The sequence below is a fragment of the Halocella sp. SP3-1 genome (assembly GCF_003953885.1).
Taxonomy (GTDB): Bacteria; Bacillota; Halanaerobiia; order Halanaerobiales; family DTU029; genus Iocasia; species Iocasia fonsfrigidae.
Window position 1 is genome coordinate 1,306,587 of the sequence record NZ_CP032760.1, and the last position, 17,522, is coordinate 1,324,108.

At 37.2% G+C, this 17,522-nt stretch carries 16 protein-coding genes and 1 tRNA gene; 16 read left to right on the forward strand and 1 reads right to left on the reverse strand.

Translation table 11 applies throughout. From position 1 onward, the window contains the following. Positions 1-19: 19 nt before the first annotated feature. Positions 20-96 (forward strand) — tRNA-Arg (locus tag D7D81_RS06285). Between the two features lie 132 nt (positions 97-228). Here D7D81_RS06285 and D7D81_RS06290 read toward each other — a convergent pair. Beyond that, positions 229-687, reverse strand: coding sequence for a hypothetical protein (locus D7D81_RS06290; RefSeq protein ID WP_125988347.1), 459 nt, complete (start codon positions 685-687; stop codon positions 229-231). 372 nt (positions 688-1,059) lie between these two features. On the opposite strand from D7D81_RS06290, the gene D7D81_RS06295 reads away from it, so the two are divergent. From D7D81_RS06295 to D7D81_RS06365, 15 genes are all read left to right on the forward strand, one after another. Further along, complete coding sequence (locus D7D81_RS06295; protein ID WP_125988349.1) at positions 1,060-2,718, forward strand: NAD+ synthase; 1,659 nt, start codon at positions 1,060-1,062, stop codon at positions 2,716-2,718. Positions 2,719-2,729: 11 nt separating this feature from the next. Continuing rightward, positions 2,730-4,049 (forward strand): sensor domain-containing diguanylate cyclase, encoded by a 1,320-nt coding sequence (locus D7D81_RS06300; RefSeq protein ID WP_125988351.1) that lies wholly within the window; start codon positions 2,730-2,732, stop codon positions 4,047-4,049. A gap of 360 nt (positions 4,050-4,409) precedes the next feature. After that, the gene (locus D7D81_RS06305) at positions 4,410-4,859 is read left to right on the forward strand and encodes a hypothetical protein (RefSeq protein WP_125988353.1); all 450 of its coding nucleotides are present in this window, start codon (positions 4,410-4,412) and stop codon (positions 4,857-4,859) included. 742 nt (positions 4,860-5,601) lie between these two features. Continuing rightward, the gene (locus D7D81_RS06310) at positions 5,602-6,669 is read left to right on the forward strand and encodes a LacI family DNA-binding transcriptional regulator (RefSeq protein ID WP_164522131.1); all 1,068 of its coding nucleotides are present in this window, start codon (positions 5,602-5,604) and stop codon (positions 6,667-6,669) included. A 30-nt stretch (positions 6,670-6,699) separates the two neighbouring features. After that, entirely contained in the window at positions 6,700-7,698 is a 999-nt protein-coding gene (locus tag D7D81_RS06315) for a TRAP transporter substrate-binding protein (protein WP_125988357.1), read from the forward strand. Between the two features lie 89 nt (positions 7,699-7,787). Continuing rightward, positions 7,788-8,357, forward strand: a complete 570-nt coding sequence (locus D7D81_RS06320) for a TRAP transporter small permease (RefSeq protein WP_125988359.1) — start codon at positions 7,788-7,790, stop codon at positions 8,355-8,357. A gap of 3 nt (positions 8,358-8,360) precedes the next feature. Then, entirely contained in the window at positions 8,361-9,668 is a 1,308-nt protein-coding gene (locus D7D81_RS06325; RefSeq protein WP_125988361.1) for a TRAP transporter large permease, read from the forward strand. 21 nt (positions 9,669-9,689) lie between these two features. Beyond that, positions 9,690-10,454, forward strand: coding sequence for an alpha/beta hydrolase (locus D7D81_RS06330; protein ID WP_125991963.1), 765 nt, complete (start codon positions 9,690-9,692; stop codon positions 10,452-10,454). 5 nt (positions 10,455-10,459) lie between these two features. Continuing rightward, positions 10,460-11,122 (forward strand): RraA family protein, encoded by a 663-nt coding sequence (locus D7D81_RS06335; RefSeq protein WP_125988363.1) that lies wholly within the window; start codon positions 10,460-10,462, stop codon positions 11,120-11,122. A gap of 10 nt (positions 11,123-11,132) precedes the next feature. Continuing rightward, a complete protein-coding gene (locus D7D81_RS06340) occupies positions 11,133-11,465 on the forward strand; it encodes a UxaA family hydrolase (protein WP_125988365.1) in 333 nt (110 codons plus the stop codon). A gap of 17 nt (positions 11,466-11,482) precedes the next feature. Next, the gene (locus tag D7D81_RS06345) at positions 11,483-12,685 is read left to right on the forward strand and encodes a UxaA family hydrolase (protein ID WP_205739354.1); all 1,203 of its coding nucleotides are present in this window, start codon (positions 11,483-11,485) and stop codon (positions 12,683-12,685) included. Between the two features lie 30 nt (positions 12,686-12,715). Continuing rightward, entirely contained in the window at positions 12,716-13,504 is a 789-nt protein-coding gene (locus tag D7D81_RS06350; protein WP_125988369.1) for an SDR family NAD(P)-dependent oxidoreductase, read from the forward strand. Between the two features lie 11 nt (positions 13,505-13,515). Then, the gene (gene uxaC / locus D7D81_RS06355) at positions 13,516-14,916 is read left to right on the forward strand and encodes a glucuronate isomerase (RefSeq protein WP_125988371.1); all 1,401 of its coding nucleotides are present in this window, start codon (positions 13,516-13,518) and stop codon (positions 14,914-14,916) included. 324 nt (positions 14,917-15,240) lie between these two features. Beyond that, positions 15,241-16,359, forward strand: a complete 1,119-nt coding sequence (locus tag D7D81_RS06360; RefSeq protein ID WP_125988373.1) for an enolase C-terminal domain-like protein — start codon at positions 15,241-15,243, stop codon at positions 16,357-16,359. Positions 16,360-16,411: 52 nt separating this feature from the next. Continuing rightward, entirely contained in the window at positions 16,412-17,512 is a 1,101-nt protein-coding gene (locus tag D7D81_RS06365) for a mandelate racemase/muconate lactonizing enzyme family protein (protein ID WP_125988375.1), read from the forward strand. Positions 17,513-17,522 lie beyond the last annotated feature (10 nt).

Here is a 17,522-nt window from a genome sequence, read left to right on the forward strand (position 1 = left end):
TAAATTATCTCATATATGTGGGGCTATAGCTCAGCAGGATAGAGCGACAGATTCCTAATCTGTAGGCCGAAGGTTCGAATCCTTCTAGTCCCACCATTTATTTTTATTGATATATCAAGGATTATAAAGAGACCAGCCAGAGTTTTGGCCGGTCATTTTTTATTTATATGCGCTATATTGGTATTTGATTCTTTATTTTGACAGTCTTTGAATTAGCAAATTAAAAAATCAATTTTTTGCCTCAATATATTTGTTTAATTTTAAATAACCCCAGGTCGCAAAAGTAAACCATAATATGAAATTAGCCAATCTTAGCAAGAAAACAGGTTCAATAAACATTTCTAAATTTACTAATACTCTTGAATATATCATGCTCATAATTACCCCTGATATAGGATATATATAAACTAGTAGTTTATTCTTAGGTAAAAGATAGAAGTACATAATGAAGAATGTACACCAAGATATTGGTGAGTCTATTGGTATATAACCATAACCGAAGGGGTTAAAGTTAATCCATCTAAAAGTATTTGTTAGATAACCAATTGTGAGTCCTATTACATCATAAAAGCTGCCAAATATAATCCCATATACAGTAAGACGACGAATTTCATTTCTTGGAACAAGTACAATAAGGGCGAAAAGAAATATTGCTAATTTTATGAGATGAAAATAACGAATTGCCATTTGTTTCCAAACCTCCCAATATTAAACTTAATGTATTTTGCAATAGTTTTCTAAATATTATTTAATTAAAAACTTTATAACTAGTAATAATATTATTACTAGTATTTATAAAATTATGTAGTAATTTGAATTATTTATTAAGGACTATGCTGCTAACTATTCATTTGATTAATCTACTATCCATATTACTAATATTACCACTCATGTATTATTCATATTACTATTCTTAAGGTGATTTTATAATAATCTACAGTCAATGAAATGTAAGTCAACATTGCTGTTAATATCTCCTTGTAATAAAATAGTATTGATATTATAATATGAATAGGCAAAAATTCGACACTATGGAAAGTAAAATGGAGGTATTAATTGATGAAGATATGTTTAGCACAAATTAATCCAACTATTGGTGATATAGATAATAATCTTAAAAAGATTAAAGGATCTATTAAAAAGGCCGGTGATGGGGTTGATCTAATTGTTTTTCCTGAAATGGTCCTTTCTGGTTATCCTCCCAGGGACCTTCTTCATAAAAAGCAGTTAATTTTCAAGGTGAATAGTGCAGTTGAAGAACTAATAGATTTTTCAAGGGATTATCCTCAGCTGGGTATTATAATTGGTGCCCCGGTTGAGACGGGGAAAAAGGCTGGTAAGGGTTTATATAATTCAGGCTTATTGATTTCTAATGGTAGCTTACTTTTTAAACAGCACAAATCGCTCCTGCCTACATATGATGTCTTTGACGAAACCAGGTATTTTGACCCTGCCGAAGAGATAGCTACGTATTTGTTTAAAGGGGAAAGACTTGGCATTACTATTTGTGAGGATATCTGGAATGACCCTGATCTCTGGAAAAATAGACATTATGACCTGGATCCAGTAGATATACTGGTTAATAAAGGGGCCTCAATAATAATTAATATCTCTGCATCCCCCTTTCAGTATGATAAAGATGAGATCAGAACCAATATATTAAAAAACTATGTAAATAAATATGAGATTCCCTTTGTTTATTTAAATCAGGTAGGGGGAAATGATGAACTGATTTTTGATGGACAAAGTATGATTATAAATAAAAATGGTGAGATACTGGGTAAGTTAAAGGCCTTTGCTGATGATTTATTAAGTATTGAATTATCCAGGGATATAGAGCAAGTAGACAGGCCTTATACTATTCAAAAAAAGCAAGATGATAAAATAGCAAGTGTAGAGCAGGCTTTAGTTTTGGGCATAAAAGACTATTTTCAAAAATGTGGTTTTAAAAAAGCGGTAATTGGTTTATCAGGGGGTATTGATTCAGCTGTGACCCTCTGTCTGGCTGCTGAGGCCCTTGGAGCGGATAATGTTTTGGCAGTATCTATGCCTGGTCCCTATTCATCAGAGGGGAGTGTAATAGACTCTAGGGAACTGGCCGGTAACCTGGGGGTTGATTTTAAAGTAATATCTATTAAGGATATTTTTGAATCATATAAAAATACCCTGAGCGGCTATTTTGCTGATCTCCCTGAAGATGTGACAGAGGAAAATATTCAGGCCAGAATAAGGGGTAATATTTTGATGGCTTTTTCTAATAAATTTGGACATCTGGTACTGGCTACAGGTAATAAGAGTGAGCTGGCTGTTGGGTATTGCACACTTTATGGTGATATGAGTGGTGGGATAAGTGTCCTGGCAGATGTCCCCAAGACAATGGTTTATGAACTGGCCAGTTATATAAACAGAAAACAAGAGATTATTCCAGAAGAGATTATTGAAAAAGCACCTTCAGCAGAATTAAGACCTGACCAGAAGGATGAGGATTCACTTCCTCCTTATGCAGTGCTGGATAAAATACTATATTATTATATAGATAAAAATATGTCTATTAAGGAAATAGCAGCCCAGGGATATGACCAGGAAATGGTTAGTTGGGTAATTAATAGGGTAGATAATAATGAATATAAGAGGCGGCAGGCTGCCCCTGGTCTTAAACTGACAAGTAAGGCCTTTGGAATGGGCAGGAGAATGCCTGTTGCTGCCCGGCTTAATTAGGGGAGGAAAAAATGAAGGGATTATTAATAACCCAGGGTTTAATAATTATTGCCCTGGGGTTTTATTTAATAATAATTAAAAGGAAACTTGGGGAAAACTTACAATCAAACAAACAGGATTATGAAACTATTTTTAATAATACCCAGGATGCTATCTTTTTAATTGATGTTGTAGGGGATAGTTTTAAATATAGGAGATTAAATCCTGTTCACGAAGAATTAAGCGGTTTTTCTTCAGAGGAAATAAAGGGTAAGGGACCGCAAGATCTTTTTAATAAACCTCTGGCTAAAAGGTTAATAGCTAATTATCAGAGGTGCAAAAAGGAAAAAAGGACTATAAATTATACTGAAAAGATAGTTCTTGCAGCAGGAGAGAAGACCTGGCATACTAAACTAAGTCCTGTTTTAAATAGTCAAGATGAGGTTGTTCAAATCATTGGTTCACTACGCGATATTACAAGAAATAACGAAATAGAAAAATCTTTAAAAGAAAGTCAAAGGAAGTATAAACAATTATTTGATGAAGCACCAATAGGATTAATTAAATGTGATAGAGATGGAAATCTCCTGAATGTTAATAAAAGACTGCTTAGTATTCTGGGATCTCCAGGCAAGGGGATGACTATGAGTCTTAATGTGCTGGAATTGCCGGGGATAGAAAAATTCAAAAAGGGAATTGAACGTTCTGTTCAAGAAAATAAAGTTATTAGTGGTGAAGATAAATATCAAAGTTACTGGGGTAAAAAACTCTGGATTGAGTATATCATTAAACCACTGGTTGACAGTAATAATGAAGTTAGAGAAATTATTGTTTCCTTTAGTGATATTACCAGGAGAAAGAAATATGAAAAAGAGATGAAATATTTATCTTTTCATGACCAGCTGACAGGGCTTTATAACCGTAGATATTTTGAAAATGAACTTGAACGCTTAAACCAATCACGCAAATCACCTATCAGTATAATTGTTGCTGATTTGGATGGTCTAAAATCTATCAACGATAATTATGGGCATAAAAAAGGAGATAATTATATAAAATCAGTAGGTACAATTATTAAATCTATTTCTAGGGCTGAAGATGTTTTGGCAAGGATAGGTGGGGATGAGTTTGCGGTGATATTGCCAGATGCTGCCTCTCGGGTTGCTTGTGATTTCTGCAATCGTATCGGGGAGGAATGTGAGAAATATAATCAGCAGAAAGGTCTAAATCCTCCCATTAATATTTCTGCTGGGTATGGAGTAAAAAGTAGTCCAGATGATGATTTAGAAAAAATCTTTATTAAAGCAGACAAAGATATGTACCAAATAAAAAGAAAGAAATATTGTTTTTGATGAATGAAAAAGCCTCAACTTAACAGGTTGAGGCTTTTAAAAAGCAGTATGTTGTTAGTGTACAAAAGAAATAGTGTACAGTATGCTAGGCAATAATGAGATTGCCAATAGAGAAACTAAGGTTAAAATACCTTTTAACATTTGAATCTCCCCTTTCTTATATTCTTATTGTCTTATAAAGGTTATGACTTAATTATACAGAAAGCTATGCTGCTTGTAAAGTAATATGATTAAGTTTAAATATTCAATAAATTATTAAATGTTTAGGTTCTAATTTCTTTTATTTAATATACTAAGCAGTTAAAAATAGAATTAATTCCTTATTAAATGGTGATAATATTTAATAAGGGGGAAGGTATTATGTTTAAAGATAGAATAATGACAGGTGCTTTAATTGGTATACTGGCTGATATTATCAAATTGACTGCTAATTATATAATGTATCAACTTAATTTTACTAAAGTAGTATTCTGGCAGATAGTGGCTACACGTTTTCTTGACAGGGAGTATTTATTTATGCCTGTTGCCTATTTTATAGGTGGTGTGGCAGATCTGGTTGTTACAGCTGTTTTAGGAGTAGTTTTTGTTATTATAATATATTTTTCGGGTAAAGATTACCTCTGGATAAAAGGAATAGGTTATGCTATGTTTTTATGGGTAGGTCTATTTGGTACAGTATTAGGGGCTTCAGTACAGGAAAAGATACCCCAAGGTCCTTCAGCAATTATGGTAACCATAGTTGCACATTTTGTATATGGATTGGGATTTGCGCTATTTACCAGGTATTTATATAAAGAAGAAAAAGGATAAGATAAACCACCTAATAATTATTAGGTGGTTTTATAATAAATTTCGACAATGTTTTCACCCGAGTTCAACAGTAGATAGGTGTATTTATATTTAACTAGACCTAATAAAACACTCTATTTTTAAAGTTTAATTGGTTCTTTTGTAGTAATTATAGCTCAAAAGAGGAAATATCCAAAGAGTGATGCTTTTAGTTTTAAAGGATTTTTATTTTGTTTTATAGAGGCCATTTTAGGGTTGATTACAGTGCTAATCGTTGTAATAGGAGTTGTACTGGATTTTTTACGGCAACAGAAGCAGCTGGTATTCTTTCTTTTTAGCTGTATTGTTATTTTAGCTAACGTGGGGAAATGTAAATTACCAAAACGTTATAGTTAATCTCAACAAAATAATTGAGTGAATTACAAGAAAGATATACAAATATAATAGTGAAACAGTGTAAATATTATATATGGTATTACTGTAAAAAGCTTATTTTTTTATATCAAGAATTCATCTTTACTCAAAATAAGACTTTATAACCGATAAAACACCTTGAACAGTGATTAACACAATATATAGTATGTTTTTGCTTTATTTTAAGTTCATATACCTAAGATTACTTGTAAAAAATTTGCTTTGTTCAATATAAATTTCTTACAATAGAATCATATTATTTTGTCAGAATGTATTGACAAAAGTTTATGACAAGTATATAATTAGAATATAACAACAAAAACGTTTTTGTAAACATGGAGTGACTATTTTGGATAAACGTATTACTATCAAAGACATAGCTGAAAAGGCTGATGTGTCCATTAGTACAGTGCACTGTGCTTTGGCTCAGAAGCCGGGAGTGAGTGAGCAAACACGTTTGCGTATTCAAAAAATTGCCAAAGAGTGTGGTTATCGACCGAATGTAGTTGCATCATCACTTAAGCGTAAAACCATTCGTATCGCAGCAGCGTTTCCGGGTCCAACTGAAGATAATCGATTTTACTTTACTTATGTATGGGAAGGTGTACGTGATTACATGCGTACAATGAGTGACTTCAATGTTGAATTGTTTGAGGTACAGTACTATGATGGCCCCAACACCCAAGCTGATGAACTTAATGATCTGTTGCAGCATACTGAAGTGAGTGGGTTATTGACACTAGGTCATATGGGTATTTATGGGGAGATGTCTATTCAGCGTTTTGTTGAAAAGGATATTCCTGTTGTTCTTATTAATACGGATCTCCCGAAATCCGGTAGGTTGTGTTGTGTGCAGCCTAACTATCAAATTATCGGGCGCACACTGGCAGAGTTGATTACTCGTCAAATACCGAAGAATAGAAGCATCTTGCTTTGTGCTGGTGATGCGTCAATTCCAGCCCACTATCTAATAGCCCAGGGATTTGATGCTTACCTGGAAGAAAAAGGGCTCAACAACCCTGTATACAAGATTCATAGCAATAAAAGCAAGGAAGAACATTATAAGCGTATTGTGCGAGAATTGCGGCGGGAGGAAGTGGCCGCGTGTTGCAGTGTAAATGCCCGCAGTAGTGTGATGCTGGGAAAAGCGCTGGTTGAAACGGGTAGGGATGGTCAGATGACAGCAGTAGGTAGTGACTTATTTGAAGAGAACTTCAAATATTTACGCGAAGGTGTTTTTACTCAACTCTTACAAAAAAACCCCTATTTACAGGCATATTTAGCAGCAAAGTATTTACTAGAATATGTCTTGCGGGATGTACGTCCGCCTATGGATACTGTCTATGTAGGTAGTGAAATTGTTTTCCAAAGCAGTATGCCAATGTATGAAAACGGAGCCTACAAGTTGTTATTTTAGTAAAACAAATTAAAGGGAGGATTAATTTCAATGAAAAAAGTATTGTCTTTATTTATTGTAGTGTTAATGTTCGCAACTGTATTGTCGGTGCAGGTCTTTGCCAAAGATAAACCTTCATATACCTTTAGATATGCAGAATTAAACCCAGATGGTCATATTATGGATGAATGTGGAGATTATTTTGCTAAACTTGTCTCCGAAAAATCTAATGGACGTATTACCATTAAAGTTTTTCCAGCTGGCCAATTAGGTGATGAAAAAACCGTCTATCAAACCTTACAAATGGGTGGGGTAATTGATATTTGTCGTGGAAATACCAATTCCCTTGGTGATTTTGGAGTTAAAAAGCTGACACTGTTTGGATTACCGTTTGTTTTCCGTGACCGTGAACACCTTTGGGATGTGTTGAATAGTGAGATCGGAGAGGAATTTTTACGTGAACCACAGGAGATAGGTACTGGTATGGTAGGGCTCTTTTATCTTGATGAAGGTAGTCGACACTTCTTTACTGCAGAAGATATTGTGATTGATAGTGTTGATGACTTTGAAGGTCTTAAATTACGCGTGCCTACAACAGAGCTGATGACTGAGACTGTAGGGGCTTTAGGTGTTCAGTCAACACCTATCAGTTTCTCTGAACTTTATTCTTCACTACAAACAGGTGTAGTAGATGGTGCGGAACAACCCTTCTCAGGCTATTATTCAAATAAATTTTATGAAGTTGCCCCAAATTATATTTTAACAGGGCACACCTATAGTCCTTCTATCGTTCTCATGAGTGAGGCTTCATGGAATAAACTTGATGCAGAAGATCGGGCTCTGATTATGGAAGCTGCTAAAGAGACTGAGGAATGGAACCGTCAAAACATAGAACGCCTGGATAAAGAGCTTTTAGAAAAAATCAAAGCTGCAGGTGTTAATGTTATAGAAGTACCAGATAAGACTCCATACATTGAGGCAACCAAAGATGTTGTATTAAAGTATATTGCCGGTTATGAAAAATATTATGATGCTATTCAGGCGAAATAATTGGTTTCATAATTAATTTTCAGAAAAAATGGGAACAGCTACGGCAGGGTTCCCATTTTTATACTTGATTAAAATATTGGAGGTATATTATGAAATGGGTTACTAAGTTTTTTGATGGTGTATACTGCTTCTTTATGACCTCATGTAAGCTATCATTTATAGCTATGGTAATTATTACTGCCTATGTTGTATTCAATAGATTTGTTATTAAAAATAGTCTTGTATGGGGTGAGCCGATTGTTCTGATGTGCATGGTATATATGTCTCTTGTCAGTGCTGCACTTGCCATACGCAGTGATACACATATCCGTATGTCTATGCTTGACTTTATTGCCTCTGAAAAATTTATCTCTGTAGTGTCTGCTATGGCGCAGGTGTTTATTTTTGCTTTTGGTTTGTTTATGATTGTATATGGATGGCAATTTTCCCTGCTAGCAGGGAGAAATGTTATCACCGGTGTAGGGATTAAATCAATGTGGTTATATCTTACTTGTCCTTTTGCGGGTGTTGCCATATGTTTGATGGAAATTGAGAGGTTTATTAATTTCTTTGACCGTCGTAGAAGAGGTGTAACACTCCATAGTATTACTGTAGCAGATGAAGCTGAAATGTTGGTAGAAGATGCTGCAGAGCAAATCCGTGGAATGGAGGAAGATTAGCAGATGGATCCAAATACAATTGCTATAATAATTTTGATAGGTTCTTTTTTTATTATGCTGATTTGTCGATTTCCTATTGCCTTTGCCATAGGTATTTCGAGTCTTTTGACAACTATCTATCTGGGACTGCCCTTAATGCAGATTGCCCAACTGATGGTTAAGGGGGTTAATGTGTTTACATTGATGGCAGTACCCTTTTTTATCATAGCTGGTGAACTTATGGGTGCAGGTGGGATTTCAAAGAGGTTGATTAAGCTTGCTAATGCCCTGGTAGGTTGGCTGCGTGGAGGGCTTGCGATGGTAAATATCGTTGCTTCAATGTTCTTTGGTGGCATATCAGGCTCATCAACTGCTGATACAGCATCTCTGGGGACTATTCTTATTCCAATGATGCGAGGCCAAGGCTATGATGACGAGTTTTCGACCAATGTTACTATGGCCAGTTCTGTTCAGGGATTACTTATTCCGCCCAGCCATAATATGGTTATGTATGCTATGGTGGCAGGCAGTGTGTCAGTCGGACGCTTGTTTTTAGCCGGAATAGTCCCTGGAGTTATCTTAGGAATTGCCTTGATGGTATATAGTTATATTCTTTCTGTAAAACGGGATTATCCAAAGGGTGATTCATTTAATATTAAGCATGTTTTAAAAACCCTGCTTGATTCCATTTGGGGGCTTATAACTGTGCTTATTGTTGTTTTTGGTGTTGTGAGTGGTGTCTTTACTGCTACAGAATCTGCAGCTATTGCTGTAATATGGGCAATCTTCGTCGGTTTTTTTATTTACAAAGAGTTAACACTTGCCAAAATGTGGCGTGTTATTGAACGTTCACTTGGTACTCTAGCAATTGTAATGATTTTGATTTCTACATCACAGGTTTTTGGTTGGCTCTTGACCTACTTGGAAATGCCAGAGTTGGTAGCAAGTGCAATTACCAGTCTGACAGATAATAGATATGTCATCATGCTTATTCTAAATATAACTATGTTATTGCTCGGTACGATTATGGATATGTCAGCTATTATTCTTGTAACAACGCCGATTTTATTGCCAATAGCACTTAGTATTGGTCTTGACCCAGTCCATTTTGGGGCAATTATGATCCTGAATCTTGGTATTGGCTTAATAACACCACCTGTAGGTGGAACGCTTTTTGTAGGTTCTGCAGTATCGGGTGTACCAATTGGGAATTTAATAAAAACACTAATGCCATTTTTTATAGTTATGATTGCAGTATTACTTTTGATTACTTATATTCCAGGAGTTGTCATGACCATTCCAGACTTGATTATGCCTGTAATGGGACGTTAAAAGGGGGTTGTTGGATTGACCATGAGTTTTATTTGTGGGGATAAGGGTATAAATTTATTTTATAAGACAATATCCAATCCTAAAGGTGCCATTATTATCTGCCCGGGAGGAGGATATACACACTTATCGCCTCGTGAAAGTGAACCAGTCGCAGCTGCATTTTGTTCTGTAGGCTGGCAGGCTTTTGTACTGCACTATTCAACCGGAAAAAATCTAGGAAAAAAACCACTGCAAGAACTTGCAGAGGCTGTCAAAGAGGTCAGAGTACATGGAAAAGAAGTGGAGCTGGAGGGAAAACCACTTGTTGTTTGTGGTTTTTCCGCAGGCGGTCATTTGGCTGCAAGCCTTGGTGTGCATTGGGATGACCATACAATGTTTGGGTCCGATACTATGCATAGGCCTGATGCCCTTATTCTATGTTATCCGGTTATTACGGCGGGGCAATATGCCCATCAAGAAAGCATAGAGGCACTTGTTGACCAAGGAGATGTATCTTATTTTTCCCTGGAACGTTATATCAGCAAGAAGACACCACCTACATTTTTATGGCATACTATGGCTGATGAGACAGTCCCTGTACAGAATACAATTTTATTTGCTCAGGGCTTGGCAAACCATGGTGTTCCAGCTGAGGTACACCTTTACTCTTATGGTGTTCACGGTTTATCTCTGGCAACAGATGCTGTAGCTGAACCTGAAAAAGGGCGCTTAGCAGATGCCCATGTGGCGAATTGGTTTGAACAGTGTACACAGTGGCTTGATACTATCAAAAAGGTAAAGGAGTAGTAATTATGATTAAATGGGAAAACGAGGATGAAATGTTTGCCCTCATGAAAGAAAAACTATATACACCTGTTGTTGGCGACATCTTGGATGTAATGGGATATACCCACCAGTTTATGCCTCAATATATCCGACCATTGCAAAATGATATGAAAGTGGCAGGAAAGGCATGTACAGTTCTTGAACACGATGTGTTTAGTGTACAGAAGAAACCTTTTGGACTGCTGACAGAAGCACTGGATCAGTTGCATAAAAATGAGATATTTGTAGCAACAGGTGCGCAAAATAGTGCTTTGTGGGGGGAAATTCTTACTGCTGCTGCCAAAAAACGCGGCAGTGTCGGTGCAGTAGTGGACGGCTGGCACCGTGATACACCACAGGTACTTAGTCAAAATTGGCCTGTATTTAGTAAAGGCTGCTGGGCACAGGATTCTAGTATTCGTACAAGTGTGGTAGATTTTCGCTGCCCGATTGAGATTGGACAGGTTATAATCCATGACGGGGATATTATTTTTGGGGACATAGATGGTGTTCTGGTTATACCGCAAGAAGTTTCTGAAGAAGTGATTCAAAAATCTCTTGATAAAGCAGCAGGTGAGAAAGTAGTTCGAAAAGCAATTGAAGAGGGTATGAGTGCTACAGAAGCCTTTGCGAAATTTGGGATCTTGTAAGGAGGGTATAATGGAAGAACAAGTGGCATTTCAAATTGATCTTCAAGATAATGTAGCAACTGCACTAGTGGAATTAAATAAAGGCCCTGTGGTATTAAGAGGGGATTCTAATCAGGATGTCATTCATGCTGTAGAACATATTCCAATAGGTCATAAAATAGCTTTACGTGATATAAATTGTGATGAAGATATAATAAAATATGGCATAGTTATTGGTCGTGCAACCCAAAATATTGCTAAAGGGGAATGGGTTCATTTGCACTGTATATCCAGTGTATATGATGAACGTTCCAGCCACCTTGATGTAGTGACAGGGGCACCGAAGGATATTAAATATGAATAGAGAGGGGGTATTTAAATTTGCAATGGGAAGGCTTTTCTCGTCAAGATGGCCGCATAGGCATTCGTAATAAAGTACTTGTTATCTATACAGTGGAATGTTCCTCTTTTGTAGCCAAAGAAATTACTCGAATCAGTGACCATATGGATGTTGAGTGTGTAGGTTTTTCAGGCTGTACTGATAATGAATATGCCGTACGTCTGCTTATATCTCTTATTCGACACCCTAATGTGGGGGGCGTACTTGCTGTAGGCCTGGGGTGTGAATATGTCCAAGCAGAATGGCTGGCCGATATTGCTGAAAAAGAGGGTAAGCAGCATGCCTGGATGTTTATTCAGACAGAAGGTGGAACAAATAAAAGTATACAAAAAGGTGTTACCTTGGTAAGTGAAATGTTGGATGCCCTTAAGAAAACACCCCGGTTTCCTATGACTATGTCGGACCTTGTTATTGGGGCTGAATGCGGTGGGAGTGACTATACCAGTGGACTTGCCGGGAATGTAGTTGTAGGACGTTTTTATGACAGTCTTGTAGAAATGGGAGGCACCGCTATTTTCGAAGAAATTGTGGAGGCTATCGGACTTATTGATTTGCTTACAGCCCGTGCTGCAAATAAAAGAGCCCGAGAGGAAATCCAATATACCTATGATAAGGCACTGAAATACTGTAAATCTGTAAGACAGTATTCTGTTAGTCCCGGAAATTTTGCTGGGGGTCTTAGTACCATAGAAGAAAAGAGTATGGGGGCTTTTATCAAGAGTGGAACAAAGCCCATTGAGGGTGTCTTGAAGGCAGCTGGAAAGCCGAACCATCCAGGTTTATGGCTGCTTGATTCAACACCAGACCCCCACTGGATGCAGTTTGGTATTACTAACCCTAATGATAACGAGGGCTTGATGGATCTTATATCCTGCGGCTGTCATATTGTACTTCTTGTTACAGGGCGGGGCAATGTAGTAGGCAGTGCTGTGGCTCCTTGCGTGAAATTAACAGGAAATAGTCATACTTATGCCAGGATGAAAGGGGATATGGATTTTGATGCTGGTCGTGTTCTGGCAGGAGACTGCTCATTGGACCAATCGGCAGAATCCCTTGCACAAATGATAGCCAATGTTGCTTCAGGTTCGTTAACCAAAAGCGAGAGCCTGGGACATAAAGAATATTTCATTCCCTATAAGTATCAGGAAAAGCAAGTTACTATACCACCGAAGTGTACAATGTAATAAATTATCATAGTAAAAGGAGCGTTTAGAATGGCAATAGATTTTAAAAACTTTAACATCAATAATGCGTATTCTCTAGAAGGACAAACTGCAATTGTAACCGGGGGCTCGACGGGATTAGGCCTTGCTATTACACGTTGTTTAATCAGTGCCGGCGCAAAGGTGATTGTATTAAGCTTTGAAACACCAGAACAGGCTGCAGAAGCCTTAGCTGAGTTTGGTGAACAGGCAGTCTTTTATCAATTTGATATTACCAATACTGACCATACCCAGGAAATGGTGGATAAGATTATCGCTGACCACGGTCAGATCAGTATTCTGATCAATAATGCAGGAAATCACTGTAAAAAATATATCTGGGATATGTCAGTGGAAGACTATGTAAAGGTATTGAATGTGCATCTTGTTGGTGCATTTGCTTTGACTAAAGCCCTGGTGCCGCATATGAAAACTTTTAATTATGGAAACATTGTTTTTATGGCTAGTATGACCAGTTATATAGGTCAGCCCCAGGTTAGTGGTTATTCTACTGCCAAAGCAGGATATCTTGGTTTAATTCATACCCTTACTGCGGAGTGCGCTGAGTTCGGCATCCGTGTCAATGCCATTGCACCGGGTTGGATTGATACACCTATGTTCCATAAAGCAACTGATCATGATTCAACTCGATTGTCAAAAATTATGGGGCGTATACCTGCTAAAAGAGTTGGCGACCCTATGGATGTTGGAATGTGTACTGCATTTCTCTGCAGTGATGCAGCCCGTTACATTACCGGAGCATGTATTCCGGTTGATGGCGGCGCCCTAATTGGATTTTAGAGGTGAGTGAAATGAATAATAAATTTTCTGAGGAATTGTTTCTTACAAATGAAACCGGCCGCAAACTATACCATGAAGTTGCTGAGCAAATGCCTATCATCGATTATCACTGCCATTTGCAACCTAAAGAAATTTGGGAGAACAAAGAATTTGAAGACTTAGGAGAAATGTGGTTGGCTGGTGATCATTACAAATGGCGTGCCATGCGTACCTTTGGGATTGACGAAAGATATATAACTGGTGAGGCAAGTTATTATGAAAAATATATGGCTTTTGCTAAAATACTGCCAGAGCTTATTGGCAATCCTCTTTACATTTGGTGTGCCCTGGAATTAAAACGCTTTTTTGATATTGATGAACCTTTGTGTGAAGCTAATGCTGAAGAGATATATAATAGAACAAAAAAGATGATTTGTGAAAAGGGAATGACTCCCCGATGGTGTATGGAAGTGTCAAATGTAGAGATAGTTAGTACTACTGAAGACCCTATAGATACTCTGAAATATCACCAGAAGTTGCAAAAGGACCCTACAATGAAAATCAAGGTATTGTCAGCCTTCCGTCCTGATAAAGCCATGTTTTGTGAAAAAGAGAATTTTTCCAACTATATTTTAAATCTTGGTAATGCTGCCGGAGAAGATATTGCTAGTTTTGCTAGTCTGCTTTCTGCACTTGAAAAACGTTTAAAATTCTTTAAAAGTATAGGGACTAATATCAGTGATGATGGTATTCCTGAGTTTACATGGGAAGACTATACCTTAAAAGGGGTTGAGGCTATTTTTTCCAGGGCTATTGTAGGTGATGAGCTTTCTACACAAGAGATAAATCAATACCGTTCTGCCTTTTTATTTGAGATGGGGCGTATGTACAAGCGAAATGGATTTGTGATGCAGCTTCATGTGGGAACATATCTTGATGCCAATACTAGTAAAGTAGCTGCCATAGGACGATCAACTGGATTTGACTGCACAGATGATAGTACAAGTGTCAAAAGTATTGGTATTCTACTTGACCGTTTAACATCTATTGATGAATTACCAAAAACTATTTTATATCCGCTGGATAGTAGTAAAATTGAGAATTTTGCTATACTTGCTGCTGCTTTCTGTGAGGGAGGAACCCGGGCCAAAGTACAACTAGGTGCCCCTTGGTGGTTTAATGACCAGGTTTATGGTATTGAGCGTCAATTTGCTGCTACAGCGAACCTCTACCCAATCAGTCTATCTGTGGGTATGCTTACTGACAGCCGTAGTTTTTTAAGCTATCCCCGGCATGAACTTTACCGCCGTGTACTCTGTAATTACCTTGGAGATCTGGTAGAACGAGGAGAATATTTCTCCGGTGAAGAAGAGCTAAAAAGAGTTGTGGAGAATGTATGTTATTACAATGTGAAGAATTTTTTTGGCTTTTAGAGCCAGAGCAAGGAATTTATGTTATTTAAGCAATTAGAAAAAGAGCTTATAATGTTAGTGTTAGGAAAGACGAAGGAAAAAATTACTAAGAAAAGGAATCAAAAATGAAATATTTAGTACAGATGTATTTAAGTGTGTGTTCGAAAAGGCATAAATAGGGGATTATATATCCCTGAACGAAGTTAAGGTGCAACCTTAAACTGTTCTTGTGTGCTCTAGTCAAATACGGAGTACCTGTGGTGTTACCGTTGAGTGAAGGGATATATAATCCCCGGCGGTATATACTGATACTTTTCGAACAGACTCTTTAATAGGAGGCCGTGCATGAAAATAGTAAAGTTTGAAACATGGTGGGTAAAACGCGATAAATGTTTTTTTGATGAAAAACGGCAGGGTGGAAGTAAAATGCCCTGGGATGTTGTTGTAATAAAGATTAGCACTGATACTGGAATAGAAGGAATCACGACAGCTCTGGCCGCTAGATCGGGAACGGTAACTGAAGGATATTTGCAGGATAATATCGGTCCTATATTGATAGGTAGAGACCCTTATGATCGAGAAGCCATTTGGCAGGAACTATGGAATCTCGACAGACACTTGTGTTTTTTCCCGGTATATTTGCCGGGACCTGTAGATGTAGCCTTATGGGATATTGCCTCAAAAGCGGCAGGGCTGCCACTATATAAATATTTAGGTGCTTATAGAAACAAGTTACCAGTATATGCCAGTGGTCTTTTTCATGAGACAGTAGAAGAATATGTAGAAGAAGTTTTATACTATCAATCGAAAGGAATTAAAGCTTACAAGGCGCATCCTTCAGGGCCAGTGCAGAGGGATCTGGAGATTCACCAGGCAATAAGGGATGCTGTTGGAGATGATTATATTTTAATGAGCGACCCGGTGGCAGAGTATAGTTTAGATGAAGCAATAAAAATAGCCAGGCAGCTAGAGCAGTTAAATTATTTATGGCTAGAAGAACCTTTTAGAGATTTTGAGTTATATAAATATACAGAATTATGCAGAACTGTGGACATACCTATTGCGGCTACTGAGACTACCAGGGGCTGTCATTGGGGTGTTGCCCAGTCTATTGCACAAAAGGCTGCAGATATTGTCAGGGCAGATGTATCCTGGAAGAATGGGATAACCGGGACATTGAAAATTGCTCATCTTGCAGAAGCATTTGGTCTAAGATGTGAGATACATACTACAACAATGAACTATATGGATTTAGTGAACTTGCATGTATCATGTGCCATTAGAAACTGCGACTATTTTGAGTATTTTGTTCCAGAAGATAATTTCCAGTTTCCTATGCAGGGGAAGTTGCCTATAGATGAACAGGGAATGATTACAGTTCCAGAGGAACCGGGAGTTGGAGGAAACCTAGATTGGGAATTAATTGAAAAACAATGTGTATCTTATAAGAAATTAGAAGTATAGTTGTATCTTTCTGTCCAGGAAATTGGATAAAACCCATTATTTAAATTGAAAAATGAAAGGGTGTTCGACATTGACTAGAATTAAAGACGTAAAAATATATAAGGCGACTTCACAAATATCGAAATCAATCGCTGATGCAACACACAGTATCTCAGACATTGCTTTCTATGTTGTGGAAATTTTTACAAATAAGGGAACCAGAGGTCAGGGGTATTTACTGTCTTTTCATTATTCTCCTCAAGCAATAGAAGGAGCCTTAAGCGATTTAAAAACTTTTATACTAGAAGAACAGTATCATATTTATGAGACAGTTAAAATGAAAAAAGAATATGAAATTGAAACGGAATACTTCGGTAGTATAGGACTTCAAAGATGGGCAGTAGCAACCTTTAATATCGCAATGTGGGATGCCTGGGGTCATGAACTTAATCAACCTATCTGGAAGATTCTTGGGGGAAGTAATATTAAAATACCTGTCTATGGAAGTGGTGGCTGGTTATCTTATACGGATGAGGAATTACTCGAGGAAGTAATGGATTATAAAAAGCGTGGATTTACAGCGGTGAAGATAAAAGTTGGTTCAAAAGATATTGAAAGGGATATTATCCGTATAAAAAAAGTAAGAGAAGCAGTAGGAACAAATATAAAAATTATGATTGATGCCAATCAGGGTATGGATGTACCTTCAGCTGTTAAGCTTTCTAAACTGGCATCCGATATGGGTATTCATTGGTTTGAAGAGCCAATTGTACATGATGATTTTTCTGGTTATGAAATTATCCGTCGCAAAACAAGTATTGCACTAGCTATGGGTGAAAGAGAATATGATTGTACAGCTTTAAAAGAACTTATTAGAAGAAATGCTTTAGACTTATGGCAACCAGATATTATAAGAATAGGTGGGGTTGAAGAATGGAGGAATTCGGCTGCCCTGGCTAGTCTAAACAATATTCCAGTGCTACCACACTATTATAAAGATTATGATGTTCCATTACTTACTACAATTTCTAAACCTTATGGAGCAGAATCATTTGATTGGATTGATGAAATTATAGATAATCGTATGCTTATAGAAAGTGGCTATGTATATCCACGTCAAGGTAATGGTTGGGGCTTTAGATTTAGAGAAGAGTTCTTAAATGAGGTGAAATAATGGAGAGTAA